The sequence below is a fragment of the Paracoccus sp. J56 genome, assembly GCF_019633685.1.
GTDB classification, from domain to species: Bacteria; Pseudomonadota; Alphaproteobacteria; order Rhodobacterales; family Rhodobacteraceae; genus Paracoccus; species Paracoccus kondratievae.
The window spans coordinates 97258-122144 of record NZ_JAFL01000008.1 but is presented as its reverse complement, the minus strand read 5'-3'; the positions used below and the strand labels follow the sequence as shown (position 1 = coordinate 122144).

The following is a 24887-nucleotide window of genomic DNA, read 5'->3' as shown; positions in this document are numbered from 1 at the left end:
GGCATGACACGTTCCTCTCCGCGTCCCCCGGTCGCGCGTCCCCTCATCGGAACCCGCATCCGCGAGCGCCGGCTGTCTCTGGGTCGGCGCCAGACCGAGGTGGCGCAGCGGGCCGAGATTTCGGCCGCCTACCTGAATCTCATCGAGCATAATCGCCGCCCTGTCGGGGCCGGGCTGCTGTCGCGGCTGGCCGAAGCCCTGGATATCGACGCGACCGAACTGGCCTCGGACCACGAAGAGGCACTGGTCGGCGCGCTGCGCGAGGCGGCTGCCCGCGCGGCTGATCAACGGGGGATCACGGTCGAGCTGGACCAGATCTCGGAATTCGCGGCGCGCTTCCCGGGCTGGGCTTCGGCGCTGGCCGGGGCAACACGCCGCGCCGATGCGCTGGAGCGGCGGCTTGTCGCGCTGTCGGACCGCATGACCCGCGACCCCTATCTTTTGGAAACACTGCATGAAGTGCAATCGGCGGTGACCGCGCTGCGCTCGACCGCCTCGATCCTTGCCGAAACCCCCGAGATCGAGCCTGAGTGGCGCGACCGCTTCCATGCCAATCTTGACAGTGACAGCCAACGCCTGTCGCGGACTGCGCAGGCGCTTGTCGCCTATCTCGACAGTTTCGAGGATGAGGCAGTACCGATGTCCCCGCAAGAAGAGGTCGAGGCATGGATCGCCGCAGGCCAGCCATCTATTGCTGAGGCGGCCGAGCTTGCCTCGGATGCGGCGCGGGTAATGGCTCAGGATCTGCTGGCCGCGCAGGAACGTGACCGGGCCGCCCTGCCCGATTCCGCCCTTTCAGCCGTGGTGGCCGAGGCCGGGGACACAGCCGATGACCCGGCCCATATCGCCGCGCGGCTAGGCAGGCCGCTGGAACTGGTGCTGCGCCGCCTTGGCACGCTGCGTCCCGGCCCCTGGGCGCAGGCGGGGCTAATCGTCTGTGACGGCTCGGGCGCGGCACTGTTTCGCCACTCGGCACCGGGGTTCGAGCTGCCACGCCCCGGCGAAGGCTGCGCGCTATGGCCGCTGTTCGAGGCACTGGCCCAGCCGCAGCTGCCCGTCGCGCGGCTGATCGAGACGACTGCTGGCAACCGTTTCGCCGCCTGGGCGGTGGCCGAGCGTCTTTTGCCCATGGGTATCGGCGCACCGGCGCTCAGCCGCGCGCAGATGCTCTTTCGTCCCTCGGCGGGCCGTGACACCCGCCCGGTTCTGGGCGTCGGCCCTGCCTGCCGCATCTGCCCGCGCCCGGGCTGCCCTGCGCGGCACGAGCCGTCGATCCTCGGCCCAGTGTGATTTTGACAACGCCCGCCCGCGTCGCCATGATCGCCGCAAAATTTCAGGAGAGCCGCCCGTGACCGCGACCGTCGATGTGCTGCTGATCGAGGACGAGCCCAGCATTGCCGAAGCGGTCCGCTTCATCCTGTCGCGCGAGGGCTGGCGTTGCGAGCAATGGCCCGAAGGCAATGGCGCGTTGCAACGTATCCGCGCGCTTGCGCCACGTCTGGTCATCCTTGATCTGATGCTGCCGGGCCGCAGCGGGGCCGAGGTGCTTGCCGATCTGCGCGCTGATCACGCCCTGAAGGGATTGCCCGTCCTGCTGCTCAGCGCGCGGGGCTTGGCCAATCTGCCCCAGGGCGCCGACCGCATACTGGTCAAGCCCTTTGCCAATGATGATCTGCGCGCTGCGGTGCGCGAGTTGCTGGGGTGACCTTGCGTATGCGCCGCCTGTTTCTTGGCCGCAGCGCCTATCGCAAGCGCCGGCTTGGCGATGCGACCCGGGTGCTGCCCGTGCTTTTCGCACTGCTGACGCTGCTGCCACCGATGTGGCTGCCGCAATACTTCAGCTTTGCGCGCGGCGCGGTCTGGCTGGCGGCAGGCTGGGCGCTGACCATTGCCGTGACCGCCGGATTGCACCGCGCCATCGCCCGCAGCCGGACGGAGGACGAGGATGACGCCTGAAACGCTTGGCGCAGCCTCGGTCGTCTATATGGCGCTGATGTTCCTGCTGGCCCATGCCGCCGATCGCGCCGCTGCGCGCGGACGCTGGCGCTGGATGGACCGGCCAGTGATCTACACCCTGTCGCTTTCGGTCTATTGCTCGGCTTGGACCTTTTACGGCGCGGTCGGCTATGCCACCCGCTCGGGGCTTGAGTTTCTGACGATATACCTTGGTCCTGGCATCGTCTTTGCCGGGGCATGGTGGGGCCTCAGGCGCCTCGTCCGCATCGCAAGGCTGCATCGCGTGACCTCGATCGCCGATCTGATCTCAAGCCGTTTTGGTAAATCTGCCGGGCTCGCCGCGCTGGTCACGCTGATCGGGGTGCTGGCGGCAACGCCATATATCGCGCTGCAGCTGCAATCAGTATCGATGGCCCTGTCGGCCTTTGCCTCCAGCGGCCATCCTCTGCCCGGCAATGTCACATTATGGGTGGCGGTCGGGCTTGCCGCCTTTGCCATTCTTTTTGGCACCCGCAACCTTGCCGCAAATGAGCGGCACCATGGCGTCGTCATCGCAATCGCTGTCGAGGCTGTGGTCAAGCTCGCCGCATTTGTTGCCGTCGGGGCCTATGTGCTTTGGGGCATCGCCGATGGTCCCGCAGATGTGTTGGCACGCATCGACAACATGGCGGACTCACCCGCAGGAAAAGGCTGGCAGATCCGCCCCGACCGCTGGTTCACGCTGATCCTGCTTTCAGGTGCGGCGGTGATGGTCCTGCCGCGCATGTTCCACGTCATCGTGGTCGAGGCGAGCGACGAAGACCGCCTGCGGCAGGCCGGCTGGGCCTTTCCGGCCTATCTTGCTGCAATGTCTTTTCTGGTCCTGCCCATCGCCGTCGTTGGCGCGGACCTGCTGCCCAAAGGCTCGAATCCCGATCTTTATGTTCTCGCCCTGCCGCTTTCGCAGGGGCGCGAGACGCTGGCGGCGCTGGTATTCCTTGGCGGCTTTTCTTCGGCCATGTCGATGGTTGTGGTCAGCGCCATCGCCCTGTCGACGATGATGGCAAACCACTGGCTTGTGCCCCTGTGGCTTTGGCTGCGACAGGCGGCGCTGTCCGAGCCGCCCCAATCGCGTGAGGATCTCGGCGCGTTGATGCTGAACGCGCGCAGGCTGGCCATCGTCTCGGTCATCGGGGCGGGGTGGCTGTATCATCACATGACTGGTGGCACGACGGCACTGGCCGCTATGGGCACGGTCGCATTCTCGGGTATGGCGCAGGTGCTGCCTGCGATGATTGCCGGGCTGATCTGGCGCGGCGCAACCCGGCGCGGAGCCATCGCCGGGATCGTCGCCGGCACGCTGATCTGGGCTGGCACGGTCTTTCTGCCTTCGCTTGGTCTTTTCGACCATCCCGCCATGCCAGCCGGCATCGACCCCTTTGCAGGGGCGGTGCTGCTTGCGCTGGCGGTGAACCTGTCGCTGCTGATCCTGATATCGCTGCTGGACTTTCCCCAACCGGCTGAGCGGCTGCAATCTCTGTCTTTCGTTCACGCCATCGCACCCGATCCCGCCGCAAGTGACAGCGCGCCCGCTGCACAGGCCGAGGCACTGCTGACCCTCGCCGGGCGGATCTGGGGTAATGAACACGCGCTTGACGTTTTTCACAAAGCCTCGGAAAAACAGGGAAAATCCGGTTATCTGCCCGATCTGACGCCGCGCTTCCTGACCGAGTTTGAACGCCACCTCGCCGGCACCGTCGGCGCGGCGACCGCAGCGGCTCTGATGACCCGCGTCGGTGGTCGTGGCGGCGTAACCGTCGCCGATCTCATGGAGGTCGCAGGCGAGGCCAGCCGCGCGCGCGAGGATAACCGCCGCCTTGAGCTCACCTCGGCCGAACTTGCCCGCACAGCCGCGATGCTGCGCGAAAGCAACGAGAAGCTGACAGCGCTTTCCGCGCAAAAGGACGCATTTCTGGGCCAGATCAGCCATGAGCTGCGCACGCCCATGACCTCGATCCGCGCCTTTTCCGAAATTCTTATGGAGCCCGAGCTGCCCGCCGAAGACCGCGCCCGCTTTGCTGGAATCATTCAGGACGAGGCGGTGCGCATGACGCGGCTGCTTGACGATCTGCTGGATCTGTCGGTGCTGGAATCGGGTCGCGCACAGCTCAAGCCCGGAGTGATCAACCTTCACGATCTGATCGACCGGGCGTTGGCAGCCGCTGGGGCTGTGGCCGCCGAGCGTGATTTTTCAATCCGTCGCAATCCGATTGCCGAGCATTTGCCGGTGATCACTGACCCCGACCGGCTGCTGCAGGTGCTGATCAACGTCGTCTCGAATGCACGCAAATATTGCGACGCGGCAGAACCTGTGATCCGGATCGAGACCCGCCGCACCCCAAAAGGCTGGACCGAAATCGACATTCACGACAACGGCTCGGGGATTGATCCGGAAAGCCGGGCGCTGATCTTTGAGAAATTTGCGCGGCTGGACGATCCCGCGCGGGCTGGGGGCGCGGGGCTGGGACTGGCAATCTGCAAGGAAATCATGGGTTTCCTTGGAGGTTCGATCAGCTACCTGCCCGGTCAGGGCGGCGCCTGTTTTCGCCTCTCTCTGCCGTCTCGGCCTCCACGACGTCCGGAAAGTCCTGACGATTTGACGGGTTAAACCTTTTCGCAACCAGTCTGTGCCAATCTGCCCCCAAGGCGGCATCGATTCGGTCAGGCATGAACAATACGGCACAGGAACAATCAGGCGATCCGGGGCGGACAGCGGGGCAAACGGGCGGATCCGCCATGGTCTTGCGTCATTGGATCACTCAGCGCGACCGGATGCGATCAGATGCCGGAACCTCTGGGTATCAGGTTGCCGAACTGCAGCTTGAAAGCGCGGTTGCGACCGCATTCGCCCGCGCTGCTGAAAAGCAGGCGCGGCTGGCCGTGCTGGTCGAAAAGGCTGAACTGGCGCAAACCACCCCGGCAGAGCTGCAAGAACTGCTACCCGAACGCGCGATTCTATCGGTGGTCGAGGGGCGGCAGGACATGCTTGGTGTGGTGGCAATCTGTCCGTCGCTGCTGGGCTCGCTTATCGAGATGCAGGCGATCGGCCGGGTGACGGCACGCCCAATATCACCGCGCAGGCCGACCCGCACGGATGCAACGATTGCCGCAGATTTTGCTGAGACGCTGTTGACCGAGCTTTCTCGCCAATGCGGCACCCATCCTGATAGCCCAGATTTCGGCGCATTTCGCTATCTGACCCATATAGACGAACCGCGCCTGCTGGCCCTGATGCTGGAAGAGGGCAGGATGACCCGGCTAAGTCTGCAATTTCACATCGGCCCGGAAAAGCAGCGTCAGGGCAGCCTGCTGCTTGCCCTGCCCGCCCCCGCCGACACGCGCCAGACTCTGCCCGACCACATAGCTCTGCAGCACATAGAACCAATCGCGTCCCCGCCGCTTGCCGAAGCACGCGAGGTTATAAAAACAGCCAGCACATTGGCGGGGATCGTGCAGGAGACTCCGCTACCGCTTGTCAGCGTCCTTTGCCGTCGCAAGATCAGCCTGAACGAGCTGCGTGCACTCACTCCGGGCGCATTGCTGTCCCTGCCGCGGAACTCACTGAATGAGGCAAGGATCGAATCCCCCTACGGACAATTGATCTTGCAAGGAAAACTGGGCGAGAAAGATGGCCTCCACGCCATCCGGCTGCAGGCTGGTGACAAAGATGGGTCCCCCATCGCTACGGATATCCCTGGCCGTTCCGATGACAACAGCTTTACACAGGCGGTGACGGCATCGTTGGGCACTTCTGCGCGGCAGGCAGAGGATGTATCCATGCTGGCTGACGCGGACCTGGAGGATCCGTTCCGTCCAACCACGCCCCTGACCAAGGTCGGTTAATCGCGATGCCGTTCATGCCTTTTCGTCACAATAGGGCCACATTCAGGCAAAATTGGCCGTTCTAATACCATCACACAGTATGGAATCCCCCGGCAAGACCAGATTCCCCTTGAAAAATTACCCCTCAGGACGCATGTAGCATGCGCCCGCCACCGGGCGGGGCACCCCTACAGGAGACAACATGGCCAAGGAAGAAATGCTCGAATTTCCCGGCGTCGTGAAGGAACTCCTGCCTAATGCGACATTCCGGGTCGAGCTAGAAAACGGCCATGAGATTATCGCACATATGGCAGGTAAGATGCGCAAGAACCGCATCCGCGTCCTCGCTGGCGACAAGGTTCAGGTGGAAATGAACACCTATGACCTCACCAAGGGGCGGATCAATTACCGCTTCAAGTAAGGGCACAGACGCTCTCGCACGCGAGTTGATTGCAGCGGGCGCGTCAGAAGATGCGACCGCCCGCGAGGCGCATGATGCCCAGTCGCCTGCTGTAAAAATGCAGCGTCCGGCACCTGCCTTGGTCCTGGGGTCGGCCAGCCCGCGCCGGCTTGAGCTTCTGGCGCGGATCGGCGTTACTCCTGCCCATATCCAACCCGCCGATATCGACGAGACACCTCGTCGTGGTGAGTTACCGCGCGATTACGTCCGCCGCATGGCCCGCGAAAAGGCAGAGGCGCTGATCGGCTCGACCAATGGCGCTGTCTTATGCGCCGACACAGTCGTGGTCGCGGGCCGTCGAATCCTGGGCAAACCCACCGATTTGGCAAAGGCGCGGTGCTATCTGCAGCTTCTCTCGGGTCGCCGGCATCGGGTTCTGACTGCTGTCACCCTTGCCCATGACGGGCGGCTGCGCGAAAGGCTGGTCGAAACGGTTATCCGTTTCCGCCCTCTGACCGCCGGGACGATCGACGAATATCTTGACAGCGGCGAATGGCAGGGCAAGGCGGGCGGCTATGCCATTCAGGGCCGCGCGTCTGCCTTTGCATTGTGGATGCGAGGCTCTTACACAAGCGTGGTCGGGCTACCGCTGGCGGAAACGGCCAGCCTGCTCGCTGCAATCGGAATTCAGGGAAAGATGGCATGAAGGGGCGCCAGATCGTTCTGGGACAGGTCTTTGGTCGCGAAGCGGCCGCGCTGATGCTGGACGGCCGGCTTGAGGATCTGCTGATCGACCTTGGCGATGCGATGCCGCTTGCCCCCGGTGCGATCTGCCGCGCCAAGGTTGATCGGCTGGTCAAGGGACAAGGCGGCGTGTTTTTGCGCCTGCCTGACGATGCGCGCGGCTTTCTGCGTGACCGCAGCGGTTTGCGCGAGGGGCAATCATTGCTTGTGCAGGTCAGCGGCAGCGCCGAAGAGGGCAAGGCGATTCCCGTCTCAACCCGGCTGAATTTTCGTGGCCGCCATGTCATCGTGACCCCGGGCGCGCCGGGCGTGAATGTCTCGCGCCGCATCCGTGATGATGAGCTGCGCGAAAACCTTGTCAGTCTGGGCAAAGCCGCATTAACAGAAATCACCGACCCGCCCGGCATTGTCTTTCGCTCAATTACGGCAGAGGCGGCCGAAGATGAGATCAGCACTGAACTGGCTGAGATTCTTGAACTTGCAGCTGCTATTCTAGCCGACCGGGAGGGGCAGCCCGAACTGCTGCTCGATGCACCTGCGCCGGCTGAGCTGGCCTGGCTGGATTGGGCTGATCCCGCCCCGGACAGTGTCGAGGACGGCCCCGACGCCTTCGAAATTACCGGGGCCGAGGCGATGGTCCAGCAAATGCTGCGTCCGCGCGTGGATCTGGGTGGCGGCGCCTGGGCCGAGATCGAGGCCCTGCGGGCGCTGGTTGCGATCGACGTGAACACTGGCAGTGACCATTCGCCTGCTGCCGGGCTTAAGGCCAATATCGCCCTGGCGCGGGACCTGCCCCGTCAATTGCGTCTGCGCGGCCTGGGTGGCCAGATCGTCGTCGACTTTGCCCCGATGCCCAAGCGGGATCGCGGGACGCTGGACCAGGTCCTGCGCGCGGCCTTCCGTTCGGAAACGACCGAGACGGTGCTGATCGGCTGGACCGCGATGGGACTTTACGAGATCAGCCGCAAGCGTGACCGTATCCCGCTGACGCGGCTGGCCAGAGCGGAGGACAAGGCATGAAATGCCCGATCTGCGGCAAGCCCGCCTCAGAGCGTTATCGCCCTTTTTGTTCGCGCCGCTGCGCCGATGTCGATCTGGCACGCTGGCTGCGGGGCGACTATCGCATCCCGGGCGAGCCGGTTGTTGATCCTGACAAGGAAGAGTGAAAAATTTCGCTTTTTGGCACTGGACACCGGCGCGGCACTGCCCTAACAACGCGCCTGTCCAAAGCAGAAAGCTGCGGGCCCGGATAGCTCAGTTGGTAGAGCAGCGGATTGAAAATCCGCGTGTCGGTGGTTCGAATCCGCCTCCGGGCACCATTTTTTCAATAACTTAGCATTTGCGACCAAGCCGAAGGTATCACCCATGATATCAGGTTGCTGTTCTGGTCTCGTTCCGTTCATTTTCTTTCTCCCACGCCTGCCGAGCTGTTGCCGCTGTCGCGAGGGACTAGCTTTGGCACAAACGCGCATTAGGTTGCGGACAAAAAAATTCCGCAGGGCGCGGCGCAACTGTCAGGATCAGGAAATTGTTCTTTCGGCTAACAGTCGCGATCCAGCCGCGCACATTGTTGAAGCGCAACATACAGAGGCCGGTTGAACTTGAACAGCTCCAAGTGAAACCGGCATTCCGGCGAAGGCCAGACCCCGCGGCGCAGACGCTTTAGCTGCATGCCGAACGTCTTGGAACGGCGCGCGCTGCGCTCGGCAATCCATCTGGTTATGTAAGTCTTGAAGCGCGGCACGCCATCCAATTCATGGACATGCGCCACTGCGACAATTTCCTCTGCGGTGAACCATTCGGAGTCGTCGCCTCTGACCTGCAATATTCCGGAAGCGCGACGTCTACCTCTGCGTCCAGATACTCCCACAACGCCTAGTCAAAGGCTGTCCAGTGGTATTCAAGCGCACCGCCGCCCCTTTGGCCCTCCCGCTTTCGACACAGTTCCGACGGCGGGCCTGCGCCATCATCGCCCTTGAGCTGTTTCGGCATGCCCCAGCGGGTCGCCGGCACTCCAAGAACCTGATGGATTTCGGCCAATTTAGCGGCTTCGCCAGCCGTAAACCATTTGCAGGCATCATCCTTTTCCGCCGCCATCAATTTCCTCTTATCAGCTTGAGTTTGACCAGCATCTTGGCGGCGTCCTCGACGTTCGGCAACGCCACACCCGCAGGCAGGCAGCCGGGCAGCGGCTCGGGTGCTGGCGACACCGGCAGGGCGAACAGTTCATCGGTTTCGGCTTCAAGCTCTGGCAGGTCGAGGATGCGAGCAATCAGCGCATCAAAGGCCCGCGCAGGCAGGCTTGAGACGTGGAACAAAACCCTGCGACCTCGGGCGGAGGGCGCTTCCAGTCCTCGCGGCCCGCTTTCTGCGCGATGGTGCTGCGGGGCGTGGGCAGACCCGGAAGGCACAGTGCAGCAAGCCCCCCGCGTCATACCACTCCGGGAAAGTCGCACGGTCGCAGGCGATCCACAGCACAAGAGTTTCGAGATAGGCCAGGGTGCGGACGGCGGCAAGGGAAATGCGATAGACGACGGTAAAACCGTTCTTGCAGGCACGGCGGCCGGTCTCGATCAGGATGCCTTCGTTTAGAAATTCATTGATGGTGCGCTTGACGGTGGTTTCGCCAAGCTCGGTGTGGCGCTGGATCGTTCCCTTGGAGCACCAGATGCCAGACCCGTCATCACTCGCCTTGTCGGCCAGAAACATGATGATCTGGTTTCGGACCGGACTGCCGAAGCGCCTCCCGGCACACAGATTCGCAACCTTCCAGCTTATGCCGCACCTCCCCACGGGGTTACGCGGCGAAAAGCTGTGACATATTCTTTTGTCAGAAGACCTTTGACAGTGCCGTCGGATGGAGTGCCAGCTCCTCCGGCGGTTTTCTTTTGCGCAGAGGTCAGGCCGCAAAACTGCGGAACACCTGCGTTATAACCCATTGATTTGCATGGTGCCGCATTGCACGAATACGGGGCACCACTTCGTTGATTTTACTCACTTTTCAGAAGAAGTGGTGGGCGACCCTGGAATCGAACCAGGCATGGGTCTCCCCGGCGGAGTTACAGTCCGCTGCCGCACCTTGCAGCACGTCGCCCGCCGAACGCTTTCGGCGTGTGGAGGGGTGATTATCCCGCCCGGCGCAGGGCGTCAAGCAGGGATCAGGGGAAAAGTTGTGGCCAGCCATCTGTTTCGACCATCCCGCAGCAGAACTTGCAATTTCCCGCATTTTCTGCGCAGTCGAAACGACAGCCGGGGACAGGATATGGCCGAGAAACCGCAGAAAACCAAAAAACCCGCCTGGGTCATCGACAAAGAACGCGCCCGCCGCGCCGCCGCAGCCGAAACGCTGTGGCTATTCGGCCTGCATGCGGTGCGCGATGCGCTGGCTAACCCCCGCCGCGAAAAGCTGCGCCTGGTCGTCAGTCGCAATGCGCTTGATCGTCTGGGCCCTCTGCCAGAGGGGACCGAACCAGAAATCACCGATGCCCGGACCTTTGACAAGGCCGTACCATTGGCACCCGACAGCGTCCATCAGGGCGCCGCACTGGAGGTCAGGCCGCTTGCCTGGGGCAAGCTTGAGGATCTGGCGCTGTCCGGACCGGGGCGCCCGTTGATGGTGGCGCTGGACCGCGTGACCGATCCGCATAACGTAGGCGCAATCCTGCGCTCGGCCGAGGTCTTTGGCGCACGGGCAGTTATCGCCCCGGCCCGCCATTCCGCTCCCGAAACCGGGGCACTGGCCAAGACCGCCTCGGGCGCGCTGGAACGCCAGCCCTATCTGCGCGTCACCAACCTTGCCGATGCGCTGATCGAGCTGAAGGCCATGGGCTATACCGTCCTTGGGCTCGACGGGACCGGGCAAGAAACCCTGCCCGAAACTCTGCGCGCCCTCTCGGGTCGTGCGATCTGCCTCGTGCTTGGCGCCGAGGGACCGGGGCTGCGCGAACGCACACGCGAAACCTGCGATCATATCCTGCGTATCCCGTTTGCAGCCGATTTCGGCTCGCTCAACGTCTCGAACGCGGCGGCCGTGGCGCTTTACGCCGCTTCACAGAGCTGAGCGGTGCCATCACAACGGCGCTAGAAAGCGCCCGTCTCGGTTGAGAATCGCAAGGCGATTTGCCAGATCCATAGGCAACCCTCAGCCTATGCGCAGCCATGATTCGACCGATTCTCGCCAGCCTGTTCCTTTTCCTGCCCGCCAATGCGACGATGGCAGAGGATTGGGCGCTCGACGGTATGGACCCGGTCTCATACGGGATGGAGAATGCGGCCGTTCCGGGGCGTAACGATCTGGTCACCGTCTGGCGCGGTCAGGCCTGGCATTTTGCCAGCGAGCATAACCGCAACCTTTTCGAAGCAAACCCCAAGGCCTATGCGCCGGGGTTGGGCGGACTTTGCGTCGTCGCCCTGTCCGAAGGGCGCTCAGAGCCCGGCAATCCGCGCTATTTCGTGGTCATTGGCCAGCGAACCTATCTGGTGCGCTCTGAACGGGCACGCGAGCGGCTTTTAGCCGACCCACAGGGCATTCTGATGCGCGCAAAAGCCGTTTGGGTGCGACTTAATCCCTAAAAATTCACTTTCTCGTGATAACGATGGAACCATTTCGCCACAGTTCCCATTTATTTATTGGACATGACCTCGGAACGGTCATGTTCAGATCACTGTCCCTCGTTCCGCGACTTGCGCCCGGCCAGCACTCTGGACCGGGCGCTTTTTCCATGCCACTTTCGGTTGAGATCTTTGGGGGAGGATCAGAATGAATCTGGCCATACTTCGCGACACAGGCAGTTCGCCGGTTGATGACGACATAGCGCGGATCGCGCGCACCGCCCGCTGCATTGCCATCGTCGGCCTGTCGCCGAACGAGGTGCGTCCGTCATGGGGCGTTGCGCGCTATCTGAAATCTCAGGGCTATCGAATCGTGCCGGTCAACCCGACGCATGCTGGCAGCACGATTCTGGATGAGCATGTCTATCCTGACCTGCGTTCGATCCCGCCCGAAATCGAGGTCGACATGGTGGATATCTTCCGCCGCGTCGACGCAGTGCCCGCCATAGTCGATGAGGCCATCGCTCATCTGCCGAAGCTGCGCACGATCTGGATGCAGCTTGGCATCAGCCATCCGCAGGCCACCGCCCGGGCGCGCGCCCGTGGCCTGACGGTGATCGAGGATCGCTGCCCCAAGATCGAATTCCCGCGCTTTCTTTGAATGAACAGGACCACGGATCGCGAAACAGCCCCTGCCCGCGATCCGTGGCCCTGATTGATTTCCGGACGATCAGAAGCCCGAATAAAGCCCTTCGTAGATCGGGCCCAGCGTCCCCACCTCGAACAGCGAGCTGACCGAGGTGCCGTTCCAGATGTTCAGAATCGCCTGAGCAAACATCGGCGCCGTGGGTACGATGCGGATGTTCGTGGCCGATTTCACCTTGGCGCCCGGCTCGATCGAATCTGTGATGACCAGCGATTTCATCACCGAATTCTGAACCCGCTCGACCGCCGGGCCGCTAAGCACACCATGGGTGATATAGGCATGAACCTCGGTCGCGCCATGCTCGGTCAGCACCTGTGCAGCCTTGCACAAGGTACCAGCGGTGTCGCAGATATCGTCAACGATGATGCAGGTCTTGCCGGTCACATCACCGATCACCGTCATCTCGGCGACTTCGCCCGGCTTTTCGCGGCGCTTGTCCACGATGGCGAGCGGTGCGCCGATCCTTTGTGCAAGTTCACGTGCCCGGGCAACACCGCCAACGTCAGGCGAAATCACCATCAGGTCCGACATGCGGTCACGGAAGTGATGTTTGATATCCAGTGCAAAGACCGGGGCAGCATAAAGGTTGTCCACCGGAATATCGAAAAAGCCCTGAATCTGGGCGGCATGCAGGTCCAGCGTCAGAACCCGGTCAACGCCTGCCTCGGTCAGCAGGTTCGCAACCAGTTTGGCGCTGATAGGCGTGCGGGCCTTGGCGCGGCGGTCCTGCCGGGCATAGCCGAAATAGGGGATGACCGCCGTGATACGTGCCGCAGACGAGCGCCGCAGCGCATCGGTCATGATCAGCAGCTCCATCAGGTTGTCGTTGGCCGGGTTCGAGGTCGGCTGGATGATGAACATGTCCTCGCCGCGGACGTTCTCATAGACCTCGACAAAGATTTCCTGATCGTTGAAGCGTTCGACCCGCGCCTCGATCGGGGCGACATTCATCCCGCGATGCATCGACATGCGGCGGGCGATCGCGGTGGCCAGAGGCCGGTTCGCATTTCCCGCGATGAGCTTGGGTTCGGTCATGGCCGGCATGGGCGTGTCCTGTCTGGATTCGTGCGATTGCACCCCGCTTAGCACCGGGCTAGCCTGCTCGCAAACCCCGAGGATAAAACCATGGCGCATATCGACTATTACTTCGGCACACCCAGCCCCTGGGCCTATCTCGCCGGAAACCGGCTGGAGGAAATCGCCGCCCGGCACGGCGCAACGATCACCTACAAGCCTGTCGATCTGCTACAGCTCTTTGACCGCACCGGCGGCATCCGCCCGGCGAACCGCCATCCCTCGCGCATGGAGTACCGCGCACAAGAGCTGCGCCGCTGGTCCGGACATCTGGGTCAGCCGCTGAACCTGAGGCCCGCCTTCTGGCCCGTGAACCCCGCGCCCTCGTCCTATGCGATCATTGCCGCGCAAGAGGCCGGCGGCGGCGATCTGGCTGGCCTGGTGCAAAGTTTCCTGCGCGGGGTCTGGGCAGAAGAGGCCGACATCGCCGATGACGCGGTGATCCGTGACAAACTCTCTGCGGCAGGTTTTGACCCCGAACTTGCCAACAAAGGCCTGTTCATCGGTGCCGAGACCTTTGCACGCAACCTTGAGCAAGCGGTCGAGGACGGCGTCTTTGGCGCCCCCTTCTACATCGTGCGCGAAACGGGTGAGCGGTTCTGGGGTCAGGACCGGCTGGACTTTCTTGACCGGCATCTGGCCTCACTGTGAGCGTGCTGCATCTAAGGCAATGGCCGGGGAACCAGGATCGCCCGGCACTGGCGCTGCATTGCATGATGGGCAATGGCGTCTATTGGGGTCCGATTGCCGAGACTCTGCGTGATCATGTGCGGATCAGCGCGCCTGACCTGCCCGGCCACGGGCAAAGCCCGGATTGGGATGGCGGGACGCCTGACTACCACACCTTTACCACGCGCACCGTTGCCGCGCTGATCGACCGGCCGCTGGATCTGATCGGTCACAGCATGGGGGCGACCGTCGCCCTGCGCATCGCCGTCGCCGCGCCCGAGGCCGTACGAAGCCTGACCCTGATCGAGCCAGTGCTCTTTGCCGCCGCGCCCGACGCTCATAACGACGCATTGATGGCCGAGGTCGAGGCCAAGCTGAAAGCAGGCGAAGATGCCGAGGCGGCACGAGCCTTTCTTGCCTGCTGGGGCGGGCTGGACTGGGATGCACAGACGCCTGCGGGCCGGGCGCGGCTTGCGCGGCAAATTCACCTTGTTCACGCCAGCAACGAGGCGCTGCGCCATGACGCGGCCAATATCCTGCGTCCTGACGGGCTAGAGGCTATCGACGCACCGGTACTGATCATCATGGGTGAAGAGTCCCCGCCCGTCATTCCCGCGATTGCGGATGCTCTGGCTGCGCGGATGCCTGATGTCGGTCGCGCCCGCGTACCCGGAGCAAGCCATATGCTGCCGATCACCCATCCACGCCAGGTGGCCGAGCTGATCGCGCTGAACCTCGAACGGGCCTGAGGCCGGCGTTCAGCCGACCTCCCAATCGTCATGGTGGCGCAGCGGGCCAATGGCCATCCAACTGGCCCGCACCCGCGCAACACGCGTGTCGCCCCAGGTCCGGAATTGCAGCTCGAATCCTGTCTCGGTCACGTTCGCCGCGCGGATATCGGCGCGCTGGTTGGCGCCGCAATCAATATCCCACATCGTCAGTGAAACATGGACTACCGGTGGCTCAATAAAAGGCTCATCAAACTGGACCTGCTGGGCCTCGACCCGAGGCCCCTCTCCGGTCCACATCGGGCCGCCACTCTCGAATGCCGAGAACATCTCGGTCGTGCCCTGAGCGACCCCAACGGCAAACTGGCCAAAATATCTCAGGAGTCCCCCCAATCTTTCATGAAAGGTGATTGCGAAAAAGAATAAAGCCCCGGAAAAACCGGGGCTTACTATGGGGCCTGCCGCTGTTGGCGTCAATTCCCCGTCAGTGCGGGAAATTGGCCTGATTGGGGTCCAGCCCGATGTGCGTGCCAAGCGCCTCCATATCGGCCAGCAGCTTGACCGCGGCGGCGACCAGCTCTTCTCCGGCGGATTCGCGTTCCTTGGCGGTCTCAACGCGACGACGGGCCTGAGCCATCATTTCGTTAAAGACCTCTTGCGTCATCTCGGCGCGCGGATGTCCGCGTTCGGCCAGCAGGCTGACGGATTCACCGTTGATCTCGGCGAAACCGCCGGTCACAGCAAATTCCGTCTCGGTCCCGTCGGCCGCAACCACAGTCACCAGACCGGGGCGCAGATTGACGATGGCCGGAGCATGGCCGGGCATCGCCGTCAGATCGCCTTCGGCGCCGGGCAGGCGCACCTCGCGCGCCGCAACGGAAAGCAGGTTCCGTTCCGGCGAGACGAGGTCGAACTGCATCGTATCGGCCATATCGCCCCCTTACGCCGCGTCAGCGGCGAGGCGCTGCGCCTTGGCTTTCACGTCCTCGATGCCGCCGACCATGTAGAAGGCCGCTTCCGGCAGGTGGTCGTATTCGCCGGCAACCACCGCTTTGAAAGACTTGATCGTGTCCTCAAGCGGCACCTGCACACCGTCCGAGCCGGTGAAGACTTTCGCCACGTCGAAGGGCTGCGACAGGAAGCGCTGGATCTTCCGGGCGCGGGCCACGGTCAGCTTGTCCTCTTCCGACAGTTCGTCCATGCCGAGAATGGCGATGATGTCCTGCAGCGACTTGTATTTCTGCAGGATACCCTGAACGTCGCGCGCAACCTGATAGTGCTCTTCGCCAACGATCGCCGGATCAAGGATCCGCGAGGTCGAGTCGAGCGGGTCCACAGCCGGGTAGATACCAAGCTCGGAGATGGCGCGCGACAGAACCGTGGTGGCGTCGAGGTGGGCAAACGAGGTCGCCGGAGCCGGGTCGGTAAGGTCGTCGGCCGGAACGTAGATGGCCTGCACCGAGGTGATCGAGCCGCTCTTGGTCGAGGTGATCCGCTCTTGCAGGGCGCCCATGTCGGTCGCCAGCGTCGGCTGATAACCCACGGCCGAGGGAATACGGCCCAGAAGCGCCGACACCTCGGAACCCGCCTGCGTAAAGCGGAAGATGTTGTCGACAAAGAACAGAACGTCGGTGCCCGACTGGTCGCGGAACTGCTCGGCCAGGGTCAGACCGGTCAGCGCCACGCGCATACGCGCACCCGGAGGCTCGTTCATCTGGCCATAGACCAGAGCCACCTGCGATTCCGACAGGTTGTCAGGCTTGATAACGCCCGATTCCACCATCTCATGGTACAGGTCGTTACCTTCGCGGGTACGCTCGCCCACACCGGCGAACACCGAGTAGCCCGAGTGCACTTTGGCGATGTTGTTGATCAGTTCCATGATCAGAACCGTCTTACCAACGCCGGCGCCGCCGAACAGGCCGATCTTACCACCCTTGGAGTAGGGCGCGAGCAGGTCGATAACCTTGATACCGGTAACCAGGATCTCGGACGCGGTCGCCTGAGCGGCGAAGTCCGGAGCCGGCTGGTGGATGGCGCGGGTCTGGCTTGCGTCAACCGGACCGCCTTCGTCCACCGGCTCACCAACCACGTTCAGGATCCGGCCCAGAGTCGCGTCACCAACCGGCACGGTGATCGGGCCGCCGGTGTCGCGCACGGCCAGACCACGGACCAGACCTTCGGTCGCGTCCATCGCGATGGTGCGGACGGTGTTCTCACCCAGGTGCTGAGCCACTTCCAGCACCAGACGCTTGCCGTTGTTTTCAGTCTCGAGTGCGTTCAGAATCGCCGGAAGCGGGCCGTCGAACTGCACATCGACGACGGCGCCGATCACCTGCGTGATTTTTCCCTTGGCCTCTGCCATGTGTTTAACCCCTACGTGTCAGAGCGCCTCTGCGCCCGAGATGATTTCAATCAGTTCTTTGGTGATCGCGGCCTGACGCGAGCGGTTATATTCCGTCGTCAGCCTGTCGATCATGTCACCGGCGTTGCGGGTCGCGTTGTCCATGGCGGTCATCCGCGCACCCTGTTCCGAAGCCGCGTTTTCCAGCAGCGCGGCAAAGACCTGCGTGGCCACCGCACGCGGCAGCAGGTCGTTCAGGATCGCGCCTTCGTCCGGTTCATAGTCGTAAAGCGCCGAGGCCGCGGCCTCGCCTTCCTCGACTACCGCCGGGATGACCTGCAGGGCCGTCGGCACCTGGCTGATCACCGATTCGAAGCGGTTGAAGAACAGCGTCGCCACGTCGAACTCGCCAGCGTCAAAGCGGGCGAGGATTTCGTCCGCAATGTCGCGCGCATTCTCATAGCCGATACGTTTGACCTCGCTCATGTCGACGTGATGGACAAAGAGGGCGCCGTATTCGCGCTTGAGCTGTTCGCGGCCCTTTTTGCCGACGGTCAGGATCGACACCTGCTTGCCCTGCGCCTGCAGCTCTTGCAGGCGCAGCCGGGCGAGCTTGACGATGGACGAGTTGAATCCGCCCGCAAGCCCGCGCTCGGAGGTCATCACGACCAGAAGGTGGCGACGATCTTCGCCGGTGCCGGCCAGCAGGCGCGGTGCCGCGGCCGAACCAGCCGCAGCGGCGGTCAGGCCAGCGATCACCGCCGACATCCGGTCGGCATAGGGGCGCGCGGCCTCGGCCGCTTCCTGCGCACGGCGCAGTTTCGCGGCGGCGACCATCTGCATCGCCTTGGTGATCTTGCGCGTGTTCTTGACGCTGCCGATCCGGTTCTTGAGGTCCTTGAGGCTGGGCATCTATCCCTCCTCTCAGGCGTAGGTCTTGGCGTAGCCGTCCAGCGCTGCCTTGATCGCATCCTCAAGCTCGCCCGCAACCTTGCGGTCGTTCTTGGTCATGTCCTCAAGCAGATCAGCCTTCTGGTTGCGCAGGTACTGGATCAGGCCGCGCTCCCACTTGGTCACGTCCCTGACCGGGATGCTGTCCAGATAGCCTTTCGTGCCGGCATAGATGACGATCACGATTTCGGCGTTGGTCAGCGGCGAGTACTGCGGCTGTTTCATCAGCTCGGTCAGGCGCGCACCACGGTTCAGCAGCTTTTGCGTCGCCGCGTCGAGGTCCGAACCAAACTGGGCAAAGGCAGCCATTTCGCGGTACTGCGCCAGTTCCAGCTTCACCGGGCCGGCGACCGATTTCATCGCTTTGGTCTGGGCGGCCGAACCAACGCGCGACACCGACAGACCGGTGTTCACGGCCGGGCGGATACCCTGGAAGAACAACTCGGTTTCCAGGAAGATCTGGCCGTCAGTGATCGAGATCACGTTGGTCGGGATATAGGCCGACACGTCGCCCGCCTGGGTTTCGATGATCGGCAGCGCGGTCAGCGAGCCGGCGCCATTGGCGTCGTTCAGCTTGGCCGAACGCTCAAGCAGACGCGAATGCAGGTAGAAAACGTCACCCGGATAGGCTTCACGCCCCGGCGGACGGCGCAGCAGCAGCGACATCTGGCGATAGGCGACAGCCTGTTTCGACAGGTCGTCATAGATGATCAGCGCATCCATGCCATTGTCGCGGAAATATTCGCCCATGGCGGTCGCCGAATAGGGCGCCAGATACTGCATCGGTGCGGGGTCCGAAGCGGTCGCGGCCACGACGGTCGTGTAGGCCATGGCGCCCGTTTCTTCGAGCTTTTTTACCAGCTGGGCGACGGTCGAACGCTTTTGACCCACTGCGACATAGATGCAGTGCAGGGTCTTCATGCCGTCAGCTTCGCGGCCGTTGTAGTTCGCCTGGTTCAGGATGGTGTCCAGAGCGATGGCGGTTTTGCCGGTCTGACGGTCGCCGATGATCAGCTCGCGCTGGCCGCGGCCGATCGGGATCATGGCGTCGACCGACTTGAGGCCGGTGGCCATCGGCTCGTGCACCGATTTGCGCGGCATGATGCCCGGCGCCTTGACGTCGGCGATGCGGCGCTCCGAGGCGTTCAGCGGGCCTTTGCCGTCGATCGGGTTACCAAGCGCGTCAACGACGCGGCCAAGCAGTTCTTTGCCGGCCGGGACTTCCACGATGGTGCCGGTCCGTTTGACGGTGTCACCTTCCTTGATGTCGCGGTCATCGCCGAAAATCACGATACCGACGTTGTCGGCTTCAAGGTTCAGGGTCATCCCGCGGATGCCGCCCGGGAATTCGACCATCTCACCGGCCTGAACCTTGTCCAGGCCATAGACGCGGGCGATACCGTCACCGACGGACAGCACCTGCCCGACCTCGGCCACCTCGGCGTCCTGACCGAAATTCTTGATCTGATCCTTGAGGATGGCCGAGATTTCGGCTGCCTGGATTCCCATTATCCGACCTCTTTCATAGCATTCTGGAGGGAGGCGAGCTTCGAGCGGATCGAGCTGTCGATCATCTGCGAGCCCAGTTTGACGATCATGCCGCCGATGAGGCTTTCATCGACGCGCGCGTTCAGTTTCACCTTCTTGCCCGATTTGGCGGCCAGTGTTTCCGCCAGACGGGTCCTCTGTTCGTCGCTCAGCGCCTGGGCGCTGACCACATCAGCCGTCACCTCGCCCTTGGCGTCGGCGATCAGCGTGCGCAGCCGGGCAACGAATTGCGGCAGTGCAAACAGCCGGCGGTTGCGGGCCATCAGCCGCAGCGTATTGGCCAGTTCAGCCGACAGGCCCATGCGCCCGGCCAAAGCCGTAACCGCAACCTCCTGCTGCTGCCGGTCATAAATGGGCGAGAGGGTCAGATCGCGCAGGTCCTTGCTGGCGTCATAGGCCGAGGCCAGATCGTCGATCTGGGCAGACAGGGCGTCGATACCGCCCGCATCCCTGACCAGATCGAACAGGGCCTGCGCATAACGCCCGGCGATATCAGCGGAAATCGAAGCGGAATTGGCCACGGTCATCCTTCCGGTTAGCGCAAGCTCCGCAGGCGGGCCGGCTGAAGGGCCGGTCTGTCGCGGAGCGCGGGTCCAAGGGGCGGCTCTGGCACAATCCGGCTGGAGCCTTCCCGAAAATCTGCGGCGTCTCTAGCAGGTGATTTTCGCTGCCGCAACCGCCTTGAACACGGAAATATGAGGGTTTGCGACCCTTGGTGGAGCGCCGCTACGACCGATTGCGCAAACAGTCCGTCACTGTGGCCCTGTTACCCCAACGCCCACTGGCAAAGATTCGCCCAAAGCGACCGGCGACCGGCGTGAGGATTCGCCTTCGCAAGGGGGGCGTTCAGCCCGGTCCCGGATCGCGGGCGATGCGACCGGCGCCCTGCCCGGCGGGCCGGGGTCGTGCGATCCCCTCCAGCACGTCAAGCGGGCTCGGAACGCTGACCCCCCTGCCCCGCCCGACCGGAGCAGGCACCTGCTTGCTGAACTCGGTCAGAACCAGTCCCGCGACCAGCACCTGACTGATACGCAGGCCTGCCCGCTCCCACATCTGGGCGCTTTTAAGCCAGAACCGCCGATCCGAGGGCGGGATATAAAGCGCGGCTCCGGTGCGCTCGGTGACGAAACCCGCCGCCCGCGCCTGCACCTCAAGCTGACCGGCAGTATAGCTGCGCCCAAAGCCGAACGGCGTCGTCTCGGAACGCGCCCACAGCCCGGCCCGGTTGGGCACCATCACCATCAGCCGACCGCCGGGGCCCAGGACCCGCCACGCCTCGTCCATCACCACCGACGGATGATCGGCGGTCTCTAGCGCATGCAAAAGCACCAGCCGATCCACACTGCCGGTATCCAGCGGCCAGGCTGTTTCTTCGCACAGGACCGAGCAATTGGGCAGGCCGACCGGCCAGGCCATCACCCCCTGCGGACCCGGCATCAACGAGATCACCCGCCGCGCACGCCCCAGATAAGGCCGCATCAGCGGTGCAGCAAAGCCATATCCCGCCACGGTCATGCCCTGCGCCTGATCGGGGGGCCACAGGTCTGTCAGACGGTCGCGCAATATGCGCTGCACCACCCGCCCCAGCGCACGGGTATAGTAGAACTTACGTAGCTCGAATACATCGTGATGCATTGCGCCTCCGGCTTCGCAGCGCCAGAGTGCGGCAAAGAAAGGAATTTGCCAATGCCGCTGGAACTCGTCCCTGTCCGCTGTCTGACCGACAACTATGCCTGGCTTGTGCACGGCAACGGACAGACCGCATTGATAGACGCCCCGGAAGCAGAGCCGATTCTACACGAACTTCGTGCACGTGGCTGGTCATTGAGCCAGATCGCGCTGACCCATCACCATGACGATCATATTCAGGCGGTGCCTGAACTTGTAGCCGCAACCGGCGCCGTAGTAATCGGCAATGCCGACGATGCCACGCGTCTGCCAGCGTTAGATCAGGCCGTGCGGCCCGGTGAGAAATTTGATCTTTGCGGAGAAACGGCCGGGGTCATTGACGTTCCCGGCCACACCATCGGTCATGTCGCCTTTCACCTGCCCGGATCGGCGATGGTTTTTACCGCCGACAGCCTGATGGCGCTTGGCTGCGGCCGCCTGTTCGAAGGCGATGCCGACACGATGTGGGCCTCGCTCTCACGCCTGAACGCGCTGCCCGCCGAAACACTGGTCTGCTCGGGGCACGACTACTGCCGCGGCAACGGCGCCTTTGCCCTGTCGGTCGATCCTGATAACGCCGCGCTGCAACAGCGGCTGACCGAAACCACGACAGGCGCACGCCCTTGCGCCCCCTCGACCCTGGCCGAGGAACGGGCAACAAATCCCTTCCTGCGCGTACGCGAACTGGCGGCCTCGCTGGGCCTTGCCGGTGCCGCGGACGCCAAAGTCTTTGCCGAGCTGCGGGCGATGAAGGACCGATTCTGACCCTATTTGTGACACGGCAAGAAAATTCGCCTCCGCCCCGCAGATATTCCGTTAACCGGATTTCCCACCGGCCAGATGCTTGAAATCCGGCCAGCCGGATATCACATCTGCCTCAACGGCGGAAAAATCCGCATGAGCGGAAGCAAATACCGCTTGAATTGCGCGAAAATCCACCAATTCTTAACTGTATCGTGACAGTCTGGTCAGGTGGACCGCTAAATCTGGCGGCCCAAACCGCCAGCCGACTGACAGGAGCTTGAAGTGCCGTCCTTTTCGACCTCCCTGGAACAGGCCATCCATGCTGCGCTCGCGCTGGCCAACGAACATCGCCATGAGCTTGCCACGCTAGAGCATCTGTTGCTCGCGCTGACGGAGGAACCCGACGCCGTAAAGGTAATGCGGGCATGCAATGTCGATCTGGACGAGCTGCGCCGCATGCTGGTCGAGTTCATCGAAGATGATCTCTCGACCCTTATCACCGATGTAGAGGGTTCCGAGGCCGTCCCCACCGCCGCTTTCCAGCGCGTAATCCAGCGCGCCGCGATTCATGTCCAAAGCTCGGGCCGGACCGAGGTGACCGGGGCGAACGTCCTTGTCGCCATCTTCGCCGAGCGGGAATCGAACGCCGCCTTCTTCCTGCAAGAGCTGGATATGACGCGCTATGACGCGGTGAATTTCATCGCCCATGGCGTGGCAAAAAACCCGTCCTTCTCGGAAAACCGCACGATTCAGGGCGCTGAACAGCAAGCCGAGCAAGCCCAGACCGAACAGGGGCAGGGTAAGGACGAATCCGCGCTGGCAAAATACTGTGTCAACCTGAACAAGAAAGCCTCCAAAGGCGATGTTGATCCGCTGATCGGCCGCGCCGACGAGGTTGAGCGTTGCATTCAGGTCCTCTGCCGCCGCCGCAAGAACAACCCGCTTTTGGTGGGCGATCCCGGTGTCGGCAAGACTGCGATCGCCGAGGGGCTGGCGCTCAAGATCACTCGTGGCGAAACGCCCGAGGTGCTGGCGGGCTCGACCATTTTCTCGCTCGATATGGGCGCCCTTCTGGCCGGTACCCGCTATCGCGGCGACTTCGAGGAACGGCTGAAAGCCGTGGTCAAGGAACTGGAAGAGCATCCTGACGCCATCCTCTTCATCGATGAGATCCATACCGTGATCGGCGCGGGCGCAACCTCAGGTGGTGCAATGGATGCCTCGAACCTGCTCAAGCCGGCGCTCGCCGGCGGCAAGCTGCGCTGCATGGGCTCGACCACCTACAAAGAGTTCCGCCAGCATTTCGAAAAGGACCGCGCCTTGTCGCGGCGCTTCCAAAAGATTGACGTGAACGAGCCGACCGTGCCCGACACGATCAAGATCCTCATGGGGCTGAAACCGAGCTTCGAAAAGCACCACGATCTGCGTTACACCAATGACGCGATCCGCACCGCTGTCGAGCTTTCGGCTCGCTACATCCACGACCGTAAGCTGCCCGACAAGGCCATCGATGTGATCGACGAGGCCGGAGCGGCCCAGCATCTGGTCGCGGAAAGCAAGCGCCGTAAGACGATTGGCCCGAAAGAGATCGAGGCAGTCGTGGCCAAAATTGCCCGCATCCCGCCCAAGAACGTCTCCAAGGACGATGCGGCAGTGCTGAAGGATCTCGAGGCGACGCTGAAACGTCTGGTCTTTGGTCAGGATGCAGCGATCGAGGCACTGGCCTCTTCGATCAAACTGGCACGGGCTGGCCTGCGTGAGCCGGAAAAACCGATCGGTAACTATCTCTTTGCCGGCCCCACTGGCGTCGGTAAGACAGAGGTCGCCAAGCAGCTCGCCTCGACCCTCGGGGTCGAACTGCTGCGCTTTGACATGTCCGAGTATATGGAGAAACATGCCGTCAGCCGGTTGATCGGCGCGCCTCCGGGCTATGTCGGCTTCGATCAGGGCGGGCTTCTGACCGATGGTGTGGACCAGCATCCGCATTGCGTGCTGCTGCTCGACGAGATCGAAAAGGCCCATCCTGATGTCTACAACATCCTGCTTCAGGTCATGGACCACGGCAAACTGACCGATCACAATGGTCGTCAGGTGGACTTCCGCAACGTGATCCTGATCATGACCTCGAACGCGGGCGCCGCCGATCAGGCCAAGGCTGCTTTCGGTTTCGGGCGCGAACGCCGCGAGGGCGAGGATACCGCCGCCATCGAACGGACCTTCACGCCAGAATTCCGCAACCGGCTGGATGCCGTCATCAGCTTCGCGCCGCTCGCGCGCGAAATCATCGTACAAGTGGTCGAGAAATTCGTGCTGCAGCTTGAAGCCCAGCTCATCGACCGCGGCGTCCATATCGAACTCAGCTCAGAGGCGGCCGACTGGCTGGCCGAGCGTGGATATGACGAACAGATGGGCGCCCGCCCTCTTGGCCGGGTGATTCAGGAATGGATTAAAAAGCCCCTGGCCGAAGAACTGCTGTTCGGCCGCCTGACCAAAGGCGGCGTGGTCCGGGTCCGGATCGAAGACGACAAACCTGTCTTCGACATCACTGGTCCCGAAACGCCCCGGATCAGCAATACCCGGCCACCCCTTCTGACAGCTGACTAACCGAAACTCAAAAGGGCGGCACAATCGTGCCGCCCTTCACCTATTCTGGGATCGGATCACCAACCAGAGTTTCAAAGCGAAATCTGGCTGGCCTTGCGAGACCGTTGGGCACAGGTCCCGGAAAATCCCTGTGACGCTGAGAGGCCGCGCTACGCCAATGTCTGAACGGGTGCCGCAGACGTCGCAGATTTCTGAGGACACCACACGCGGCCCACCCCCAAGGCACGAGGCACGCTGGAAACAGCTAAGCCCGGCGCCCCCGCGCAACCATCGCCTCGGCAAGAAAAACCGCCACCCAATCAAACCTCCGATGACACCTCAACCGCCACCTCGGCTTCT

Annotated in this window: 27 protein-coding genes and 2 tRNA genes; 17 read left to right on the top strand and 12 right to left on the bottom strand. The window is 62.9% G+C overall.

Annotated elements, in window-relative coordinates:
* Positions 1-3: 3 nt before the first annotated feature.
* The 10 genes from M511_RS07980 (at position 4) to M511_RS07935 (ending at position 8280) form a co-directional block, all read left to right on the top strand.
* Positions 4-1290, top strand: coding sequence for a helix-turn-helix transcriptional regulator (locus tag M511_RS07980; RefSeq protein ID WP_010397424.1), 1287 nt, complete (start codon positions 4-6; stop codon positions 1288-1290).
* A 58-nt stretch (positions 1291-1348) separates the two neighbouring features.
* Entirely contained in the window at positions 1349-1705 is a 357-nt protein-coding gene (locus M511_RS07975; protein WP_010397426.1) for a response regulator transcription factor, read from the top strand.
* An 8-nt stretch (positions 1706-1713) separates the two neighbouring features.
* Positions 1714-1956 carry a hypothetical protein gene (locus tag M511_RS07970; RefSeq protein WP_010397428.1) on the top strand — a complete coding sequence of 81 codons (243 nt, stop codon included), beginning with the start codon at positions 1714-1716 and terminating at the stop codon, positions 1954-1956.
* Complete coding sequence (locus M511_RS07965; RefSeq protein WP_085501869.1) at positions 1946-4603, top strand: ATP-binding protein; 2658 nt, start codon at positions 1946-1948, stop codon at positions 4601-4603. The genes M511_RS07970 and M511_RS07965 overlap by 11 nt, the downstream gene beginning before the upstream one ends.
* A gap of 128 nt (positions 4604-4731) precedes the next feature.
* Positions 4732-5838: a FliM/FliN family flagellar motor switch protein gene (locus M511_RS07960; protein WP_085501868.1), complete on the top strand. Its 1107-nt coding sequence runs from the start codon at positions 4732-4734 to the stop codon at positions 5836-5838.
* Between the two features lie 181 nt (positions 5839-6019).
* Positions 6020-6238, top strand: a complete 219-nt coding sequence (infA, locus tag M511_RS07955) for a translation initiation factor IF-1 (RefSeq protein ID WP_010397442.1) — start codon at positions 6020-6022, stop codon at positions 6236-6238.
* A 97-nt stretch (positions 6239-6335) separates the two neighbouring features.
* The gene (locus M511_RS07950; RefSeq protein WP_085501903.1) at positions 6336-6923 is read left to right on the top strand and encodes a Maf family protein; all 588 of its coding nucleotides are present in this window, start codon (positions 6336-6338) and stop codon (positions 6921-6923) included.
* Positions 6920-7981, top strand: coding sequence for a ribonuclease E/G (locus M511_RS07945; RefSeq protein ID WP_085501867.1), 1062 nt, complete (start codon positions 6920-6922; stop codon positions 7979-7981). The genes M511_RS07950 and M511_RS07945 overlap by 4 nt, the downstream gene beginning before the upstream one ends.
* A complete protein-coding gene (locus M511_RS07940; RefSeq protein ID WP_010397450.1) occupies positions 7978-8127 on the top strand; it encodes a DNA gyrase inhibitor YacG in 150 nt (49 codons plus the stop codon). The genes M511_RS07945 and M511_RS07940 overlap by 4 nt, the downstream gene beginning before the upstream one ends.
* A gap of 77 nt (positions 8128-8204) precedes the next feature.
* Positions 8205-8280: transfer RNA gene (locus tag M511_RS07935), tRNA-Phe, on the top strand.
* A 556-nt stretch (positions 8281-8836) separates the two neighbouring features.
* Here the strand turns inward: M511_RS07935 and M511_RS07930 are convergent.
* From M511_RS07930 to M511_RS07915, 4 genes are all read right to left on the bottom strand, one after another.
* The gene (locus M511_RS07930) at positions 8837-9058 is read right to left on the bottom strand and encodes a hypothetical protein (protein ID WP_085501866.1); all 222 of its coding nucleotides are present in this window, start codon (positions 9056-9058) and stop codon (positions 8837-8839) included.
* Positions 9058-9279 carry a hypothetical protein gene (locus M511_RS07925; RefSeq protein WP_085501865.1) on the bottom strand — a complete coding sequence of 74 codons (222 nt, stop codon included), beginning with the start codon at positions 9277-9279 and terminating at the stop codon, positions 9058-9060. Before M511_RS07925 ends, M511_RS07930 begins: the two co-directional genes overlap by 1 nt.
* Positions 9242-9670 (bottom strand): hypothetical protein, encoded by a 429-nt coding sequence (locus tag M511_RS19150; RefSeq protein WP_240547567.1) that lies wholly within the window; start codon positions 9668-9670, stop codon positions 9242-9244. Before M511_RS19150 ends, M511_RS07925 begins: the two co-directional genes overlap by 38 nt.
* A 302-nt stretch (positions 9671-9972) precedes the next feature.
* Positions 9973-10056, bottom strand: a tRNA-Tyr gene (locus M511_RS07915).
* Between the two features lie 167 nt (positions 10057-10223).
* On the opposite strand from M511_RS07915, the gene rlmB reads away from it, so the two are divergent.
* The 3 genes from rlmB to M511_RS07900 all read left to right on the top strand — a co-directional run bounded on the left by rlmB (position 10224) and on the right by M511_RS07900 (position 12173).
* Positions 10224-11021, top strand: a complete 798-nt coding sequence (gene rlmB / locus M511_RS07910; protein WP_085501864.1) for a 23S rRNA (guanosine(2251)-2'-O)-methyltransferase RlmB — start codon at positions 10224-10226, stop codon at positions 11019-11021.
* Positions 11022-11119: 98 nt separating this feature from the next.
* Positions 11120-11533, top strand: coding sequence for a YHS domain-containing (seleno)protein (locus M511_RS07905; protein ID WP_085501863.1), 414 nt, complete (start codon positions 11120-11122; stop codon positions 11531-11533).
* A gap of 187 nt (positions 11534-11720) precedes the next feature.
* Positions 11721-12173: a CoA-binding protein gene (locus M511_RS07900; protein ID WP_085501862.1), complete on the top strand. Its 453-nt coding sequence runs from the start codon at positions 11721-11723 to the stop codon at positions 12171-12173.
* Positions 12174-12242: 69 nt separating this feature from the next.
* Here the strand turns inward: M511_RS07900 and M511_RS07895 are convergent, their stop codons facing one another.
* The gene (locus M511_RS07895) at positions 12243-13262 is read right to left on the bottom strand and encodes a ribose-phosphate pyrophosphokinase (protein ID WP_010396076.1); all 1020 of its coding nucleotides are present in this window, start codon (positions 13260-13262) and stop codon (positions 12243-12245) included.
* A gap of 81 nt (positions 13263-13343) precedes the next feature.
* Between M511_RS07895 and M511_RS07890 the strand changes: the two genes are divergently transcribed.
* Entirely contained in the window at positions 13344-13943 is a 600-nt protein-coding gene (locus M511_RS07890; protein ID WP_010396074.1) for a 2-hydroxychromene-2-carboxylate isomerase, read from the top strand.
* Between the two features lie 62 nt (positions 13944-14005).
* Positions 14006-14710: an alpha/beta fold hydrolase gene (locus M511_RS07885; RefSeq protein WP_240547566.1), complete on the top strand. Its 705-nt coding sequence runs from the start codon at positions 14006-14008 to the stop codon at positions 14708-14710.
* Positions 14711-14719: 9 nt separating this feature from the next.
* On the opposite strand, the gene M511_RS07880 is transcribed toward M511_RS07885, so the two are convergent.
* The 7 genes from M511_RS07880 to M511_RS07850 form a co-directional block, all read right to left on the bottom strand.
* A complete protein-coding gene (locus M511_RS07880; RefSeq protein ID WP_050804186.1) occupies positions 14720-15019 on the bottom strand; it encodes an H-type lectin domain-containing protein in 300 nt (99 codons plus the stop codon).
* A 154-nt stretch (positions 15020-15173) separates the two neighbouring features.
* The gene (locus tag M511_RS07875; RefSeq protein ID WP_010396070.1) at positions 15174-15620 is read right to left on the bottom strand and encodes a F0F1 ATP synthase subunit epsilon; all 447 of its coding nucleotides are present in this window, start codon (positions 15618-15620) and stop codon (positions 15174-15176) included.
* 9 nt (positions 15621-15629) lie between these two features.
* Positions 15630-17054 carry a F0F1 ATP synthase subunit beta gene (gene atpD, locus M511_RS07870; protein ID WP_010396066.1) on the bottom strand — a complete coding sequence of 475 codons (1425 nt, stop codon included), beginning with the start codon at positions 17052-17054 and terminating at the stop codon, positions 15630-15632.
* Between the two features lie 18 nt (positions 17055-17072).
* On the bottom strand, positions 17073-17945 hold the full coding sequence (locus M511_RS07865) for a F0F1 ATP synthase subunit gamma (RefSeq protein WP_010396064.1): 873 nt from the start codon (positions 17943-17945) through the stop codon (positions 17073-17075).
* Positions 17946-17957: 12 nt separating this feature from the next.
* Complete coding sequence (gene atpA / locus M511_RS07860) at positions 17958-19493, bottom strand: F0F1 ATP synthase subunit alpha (RefSeq protein WP_085501861.1); 1536 nt, start codon at positions 19491-19493, stop codon at positions 17958-17960.
* A complete protein-coding gene (locus M511_RS07855) occupies positions 19493-20053 on the bottom strand; it encodes a F0F1 ATP synthase subunit delta (RefSeq protein WP_176224526.1) in 561 nt (186 codons plus the stop codon). Before M511_RS07855 ends, atpA begins: the two co-directional genes overlap by 1 nt.
* Positions 20054-20378: 325 nt before the next feature.
* Positions 20379-21167 (bottom strand): methyltransferase domain-containing protein, encoded by a 789-nt coding sequence (locus M511_RS07850; protein WP_010396058.1) that lies wholly within the window; start codon positions 21165-21167, stop codon positions 20379-20381.
* Between the two features lie 51 nt (positions 21168-21218).
* Here M511_RS07850 and gloB point away from each other — a divergent pair, with 51 nt between their 5' ends.
* Both gloB and clpA read left to right on the top strand, forming a co-directional pair.
* Positions 21219-21965 carry a hydroxyacylglutathione hydrolase gene (gloB, locus tag M511_RS07845; RefSeq protein ID WP_085501860.1) on the top strand — a complete coding sequence of 249 codons (747 nt, stop codon included), beginning with the start codon at positions 21219-21221 and terminating at the stop codon, positions 21963-21965.
* A gap of 261 nt (positions 21966-22226) precedes the next feature.
* Positions 22227-24548: an ATP-dependent Clp protease ATP-binding subunit ClpA gene (clpA, locus tag M511_RS07840; protein WP_010396055.1), complete on the top strand. Its 2322-nt coding sequence runs from the start codon at positions 22227-22229 to the stop codon at positions 24546-24548.
* Positions 24549-24887: the final 339 nt, after the last annotated feature.

Bases quoted from the DNA above. Each gene is read 5' to 3' on its own strand.
- M511_RS07980 (WP_010397424.1), top strand. From the start codon at position 4: ATGACACGTTCCTCTCCGCGTCCCCCGGTCGCGCGTCCCCTCATCGGA.
- M511_RS07970 (WP_010397428.1), top strand. From the start codon at position 1,714: ATGCGCCGCCTGTTTCTTGGCCGCAGCGCCTATCGCAAGCGCCGGCTT.
- M511_RS07965 (WP_085501869.1), top strand. From the start codon at position 1,946: ATGACGCCTGAAACGCTTGGCGCAGCCTCGGTCGTCTATATGGCGCTG.
- M511_RS07960 (WP_085501868.1), top strand. From the start codon at position 4,732: ATGGTCTTGCGTCATTGGATCACTCAGCGCGACCGGATGCGATCAGAT.
- infA (WP_010397442.1), top strand. From the start codon at position 6,020: ATGGCCAAGGAAGAAATGCTCGAATTTCCCGGCGTCGTGAAGGAACTC.
- M511_RS07950 (WP_085501903.1), top strand. From the start codon at position 6,336: ATGCAGCGTCCGGCACCTGCCTTGGTCCTGGGGTCGGCCAGCCCGCGC.
- M511_RS07945 (WP_085501867.1), top strand. From the start codon at position 6,920: ATGAAGGGGCGCCAGATCGTTCTGGGACAGGTCTTTGGTCGCGAAGCG.
- M511_RS07940 (WP_010397450.1), top strand. From the start codon at position 7,978: ATGAAATGCCCGATCTGCGGCAAGCCCGCCTCAGAGCGTTATCGCCCT.
- M511_RS07930 (WP_085501866.1), bottom strand. From the start codon at position 9,058: ATGGCGGCGGAAAAGGATGATGCCTGCAAATGGTTTACGGCTGGCGAA.
- M511_RS19150 (WP_240547567.1), bottom strand. From the start codon at position 9,670: ATGTTTCTGGCCGACAAGGCGAGTGATGACGGGTCTGGCATCTGGTGC.
- rlmB (WP_085501864.1), top strand. From the start codon at position 10,224: ATGGCCGAGAAACCGCAGAAAACCAAAAAACCCGCCTGGGTCATCGAC.
- M511_RS07905 (WP_085501863.1), top strand. From the start codon at position 11,120: ATGATTCGACCGATTCTCGCCAGCCTGTTCCTTTTCCTGCCCGCCAAT.
- M511_RS07900 (WP_085501862.1), top strand. From the start codon at position 11,721: ATGAATCTGGCCATACTTCGCGACACAGGCAGTTCGCCGGTTGATGAC.
- M511_RS07895 (WP_010396076.1), bottom strand. From the start codon at position 13,262: ATGCCGGCCATGACCGAACCCAAGCTCATCGCGGGAAATGCGAACCGG.
- M511_RS07890 (WP_010396074.1), top strand. From the start codon at position 13,344: ATGGCGCATATCGACTATTACTTCGGCACACCCAGCCCCTGGGCCTAT.
- M511_RS07885 (WP_240547566.1), top strand. From the start codon at position 14,006: ATGATGGGCAATGGCGTCTATTGGGGTCCGATTGCCGAGACTCTGCGT.
- M511_RS07880 (WP_050804186.1), bottom strand. From the start codon at position 15,019: ATGTTCTCGGCATTCGAGAGTGGCGGCCCGATGTGGACCGGAGAGGGG.
- M511_RS07875 (WP_010396070.1), bottom strand. From the start codon at position 15,620: ATGGCCGATACGATGCAGTTCGACCTCGTCTCGCCGGAACGGAACCTG.
- atpD (WP_010396066.1), bottom strand. From the start codon at position 17,054: ATGGCAGAGGCCAAGGGAAAAATCACGCAGGTGATCGGCGCCGTCGTC.
- M511_RS07865 (WP_010396064.1), bottom strand. From the start codon at position 17,945: ATGCCCAGCCTCAAGGACCTCAAGAACCGGATCGGCAGCGTCAAGAAC.
- atpA (WP_085501861.1), bottom strand. From the start codon at position 19,493: ATGGGAATCCAGGCAGCCGAAATCTCGGCCATCCTCAAGGATCAGATC.
- M511_RS07850 (WP_010396058.1), bottom strand. From the start codon at position 21,167: ATGCATCACGATGTATTCGAGCTACGTAAGTTCTACTATACCCGTGCG.
- gloB (WP_085501860.1), top strand. From the start codon at position 21,219: ATGCCGCTGGAACTCGTCCCTGTCCGCTGTCTGACCGACAACTATGCC.